1 pseudogene is annotated in these 616 nt (G+C 60.1%); it reads left to right on the top strand.

Annotation, left to right across the window (positions count from 1 at the left end):
* A pseudogene (locus tag ADT71_RS00030) lies at nt 1-616 on the top strand (Tn3 family transposase); the annotation flags it as partial.

Genomic DNA, 616 nt, shown 5'->3' with positions numbered 1-616 from the left:
AAACTCGCCTTTATCCAACGGCTTGCTCTTCCCCGAGATTTCCTATCGGTCACGGGCAAGGCATGGGTCGATCAGATCGTTCGCCGGGTTGCCGGCGAGAAAGCCTCGGAGATGCGCCGGCATGTACCGGCGCGCCAGCTCGGGCTCTATGCCGTTTATCTGATGGCGCGGGAAGCTCAGCTTACGGATGCGATGGTCGACCTGCTGATCGAGACGGTCCATAAGATCGGATCGCGCTCGAAACGCAAGGTGGTGGGCGATATCGCGAAAGACATCGAGCGGGTCTATGGCAAGGAGCGACTCCTGGTCGAGATTGCCAGCGCTTCGATCGACGATCCATCCGGGCGCATCTGCGATGTCATTTTCCCAATCGCCGGCAAGGACAAACTGGCGGCGATCATCAAGGAAAGCCAGGCAAAGGGCGCCTTGGATCGGCGGATCTACAAGGTGATGCGGAGGTCATGGGCCAATCATTATCGCCGTATGCTGCCAAGCCTGCTTTCGGCACTGGAGTTCCGGTCGAACAACGCCGTGTGGCGTCCGGTGCTGGCGGCCCTGGACTGGATCAGAAGCAAAGTGGATGATGGATGCCGCTACGTGCCGCCGCACGCAGTGC

This window comes from Novosphingobium sp. ST904 (assembly GCF_001298105.1).
Taxonomy (GTDB): domain Bacteria; phylum Pseudomonadota; class Alphaproteobacteria; order Sphingomonadales; family Sphingomonadaceae; genus Novosphingobium.
Note: the sequence above shows the minus strand (reverse complement) of the source record. Positions and strands in the feature narration are given on the sequence as shown.